The sequence below is a fragment of the Streptomyces sp. NPDC036822 genome, from assembly GCF_055609145.1.
Map to the genome: position 1 here is coordinate 1 of NZ_JBVJPY010000057.1, position 3,186 is coordinate 3,186.

3 protein-coding genes are annotated in these 3,186 nt (G+C 67.9%); 2 read left to right on the top strand and 1 reads right to left on the bottom strand.

Annotation, left to right across the window (positions count from 1 at the left end; translation table 11 throughout):
* Positions 1 to 32 precede the first annotated feature (32 nt).
* Positions 33 to 1,487 (top strand): helicase associated domain-containing protein, encoded by a 1,455-nt coding sequence (locus ACZ68P_RS36120; RefSeq protein ID WP_471013599.1) that lies wholly within the window; start codon positions 33 to 35, stop codon positions 1,485 to 1,487.
* A 77-nt stretch (positions 1,488 to 1,564) separates the two neighbouring features.
* On the opposite strand, the gene ACZ68P_RS36125 is transcribed toward ACZ68P_RS36120, so the two are convergent.
* Positions 1,565 to 1,963, bottom strand: a complete 399-nt coding sequence (locus ACZ68P_RS36125; RefSeq protein WP_471013601.1) for a hypothetical protein — start codon at positions 1,961 to 1,963, stop codon at positions 1,565 to 1,567.
* Between the two features lie 126 nt (positions 1,964 to 2,089).
* Here ACZ68P_RS36125 and ACZ68P_RS36130 point away from each other — a divergent pair, with 126 nt between their 5' ends.
* Positions 2,090 to 3,031 carry an RNA-binding protein gene (locus ACZ68P_RS36130; RefSeq protein ID WP_471013602.1) on the top strand — a complete coding sequence of 314 codons (942 nt, stop codon included), beginning with the start codon at positions 2,090 to 2,092 and terminating at the stop codon, positions 3,029 to 3,031.
* Positions 3,032 to 3,186: the final 155 nt, after the last annotated feature.

Genomic DNA, 3,186 nt, shown 5'->3' on the forward strand with positions numbered 1-3,186 from the left:
AGGCTCAGGCGTACGCGGAAGGGCTGGAGCGTGTGGCGGCGAAGCTGCACGCTGACCAGCCGGAGAAGTACCCGGAGCGGATTTGGGCGGGGTGGCTGTGCGGGGAGCACGCCCCGGAGCGCCGGCGGGAGGTCCTGGACGGTTTCGCCCGCACGGCGCGGCGTGCGGTGGTGGCGAACTGCCGGGTCCTGGGTGAGGGCGTCGACATTCGGGCGGTGGATTCTGTGGCACTGCTGGATCCGAAGGGCGCGCCGCATGACATCGTCCAGGCCGTCGGGCGGGCTTTGCGTCAGAAGCCCGGACAGGGCAAGGTCGCCTCGCTGATCGTGCCGGTATTCCTCCAGCCCGGGGAGAAGCCGGAAGACATGTTCACCTCCGGGTCATACCGGCCCTTGGTCAAAGTCCTCGAGGGGCTGCGCGCTCACGACGAAGAGGCCGTGGAATTGCTCGCCATCCCCCAGGAGCCTCAAAAAGAGGTGGCGCAGCCGTCCGAGTACATCGGTCCGGCGCCCGAGGAGGGCGAGGACGAGTCCCGTCTGTTGCTGCGTTTCGCCGCGCCCAGGGATCCGGTGATGGTCGCGGACTGGGTGTCCTTCAACGTCATCGACACCGAGAAGCAGGACTGGGCACGCGGCTGGGCCAAGCTCAAGCAGTACGCCGAGCGTGAGGGTCACGCCCGCGTTCCGTACGGCCACCGGGAGGGTGCGACGCCCCTTGGCCAGTGGGTCGCGGAGCAGCGACGCGCCTACGCGGCCGGGCAGATGACCGGCCTGCGCGCCCGACGGCTGGAACGGCTCGGCATGGTGTGGTCGCCGGCGGATGAACGCTTCCAGGAGAACCTGGAAGTCGCCAAGGCGTACTACGAGGAGCACTGGACGCTGTGCGCGCCCCGGCCCGCGACGATGCTGGACCGGCCGATCGGGCAATGGCTTTCGAATTTGAGGCGGCCGGGTGCGCTGGACGGCAAGCCGCAGTGGAAGACGGCGCTGGACGCCGTGGATGCGGACTGGAACCCGGTGTGGCCAGCCGACTGGCAGCGGCACTACGCCGCACTACGCGAACTCGTACGCGACGAGGAGGGTCAGGCAGAGGTCCTGCCCGGGGTCACGGTCCACGGGATGGATGTCGGGAAGTGGCTGGCGCGGCAGCGGACGCCGAAAGTGTGGGAGGCCCTGACAGAGGGGCAGCGCGAGCGCCTGGAACAGCTCGGCATCACCCCGCCCGCCCCGGCCCCGGAACTGGAAGCGTCCGGGAAGCCGTCCACGACGCCGCTGAGCGCCTTCGAGAAGGGCGTTGCGGCCCTCGCGCAGTACAAGACCCGCACAGGCTCCGTGACCGTCCCCAGAGGTCACGCAGAACGGCTGGAAGACGGCACGGAGGTCAAGCTCGGGGTCTTCCTGAGCAACAGCAAGAGCCGCCGCGCCAAGCTGACCGCCGACAAACTCGCCGCGCTGGCCAGCCTCGGGCTGGAGTGGGCCAGGGCGTAGCTGCCGTCCGAGGGCGCACGAGGGGCCGTGCCGGAGTCGGCATGGCCCCTCGCTCCCCGCTCCAGAGCTCCAAACTGTCAGGTCACCAGCGCCGCGTGGAGCGCGTCGAACATTTCGCGCAGGTCCCGGGTGGCAATCGGATCAAGTTCCATCTGAAGGTGGCACACAGTGTCGTCCCCGTTGGGGGTCAACCGCACGAAGAAGGCGAAACCGTCCCCGACGGGCTGGGCCTTCAATGCCAGGGGATTATTGCGGCCAGGGGTCACCACGGCCGAGAAGCCCTCACCTGACGCCGCGTCCAGACACGAGAGCATCTGCCCCGCGAAGTCCGCGACCTCAGCATCACTGAGGTACGCGGTGAAGTCGGCTGTCAGCCGGGAGCACCAGTTGGCACTGAGTCGCCAGGTGTCACCACCGGTCCGAGTCAAGTCCAGCCACGCATCGTCGGCACCAAGGCGCATCTGCGGCTCTTCCATCCCAGCCCTCCGGGATCCAGTCATGGGCCCAAGATCCTATAGTGCGGATCACCGCACCGTGTCGCCGAGCGTGATCGACGGGCCACCGACTCGGTGAACCTTCCCGGTCAGAGCACTAGGAGTAGCGTGCCGCCTGCCTTCGTTCACCGGATCACGAAGTACGACCCCGCCGACCGTGACGAGCACGACAGGTACCAGGGCGCGGAGGAGGCGGTCAGTGACCACGGGCCAGTCGAGGCCGCGTACCTGGAGGCAATCTCCGCGTTCGCGGAAGCTGCGGGCATCGACCGGCTGGAGATCCGTGAGCCCTCCGTCCCCGGGCTCGTCCACTTTGGTGCCCAGCCGGCGGTCGAGGGACACGGTCTCAGCGGCCTTTTCCCGGCTGACCTCACCGGTTACTACGACGGGGCCGAGGTCCCCTTGGCGGTGGCCCTGGAGCTGATCCGCGTCATGCTCCGTGAGCAGGGCGCCTGGTGTCGGCTGGAGGCGGGAGACGTTTTTACCGTGCACGTCGGATGGGACCAGTACGTGTACGTGGGCAGCGACCGACCCTGCACGGACGCCGTGGCCCGTACGCGGGAACTCGGCCTCTTCGCGGAACCGCTGCCGACCTCCCCCTATGCTGCGGAACCAGAGGTGACAGAAGCCGCCGACGAAGGCTTCTGGGCTTCGGTATGCACCGAGCTGGCGACGCGACAAGGCCTGCTCCTGGAAGAAACCCACATCGTCAACGCCACACGCTGGCACCGTCTCACCACAGAAAACCTCAACGCGGTGCGCGCCGGCCTCGGCCCGCGCGCCCTGCTGACCGTCTGGCCCGACCTGCAACCCGACGTCGGCGCGGTCCTGACCGCACTGCCGTCCGAATGGCACATCGAGTTCGTCTGGGAGACGAAAGACGGAACGATCAGAGACGTGACCGCCGATGAGACCCAGTACCAGGAGCTCGCTGCCCTGGTAACCGACGCGCGAGCGGCCCGCGCCCTGTCCCTCTACACCGACGAACGCAGCCCACTGCTCCAAGCCGTTCTACCCGACAGCGACGGCGCGCTGCGCGCACGATGGTGATCCGATTCATGAGCCGAGCTCAGATACCGGGCAAGTATTTCCTGCTCAGAAGTCCAGATCTAAGGGCTGTCCCGCAAACGATCTCCGTCTGAGGGCCGTCGCGGGTAGGCGGGGTGATCGGCGTAGTGTGAGGCGAGGTCGAGCAGGTCGTCGCA

What these genes read in the sequence shown, in the direction of transcription:
- ACZ68P_RS36125 (WP_471013601.1), bottom strand. Translation starts at nt 1,963, where the DNA reads ATGGAAGAGCCGCAGATGCGCCTTGGTGCCGACGATGCGTGGCTGGAC.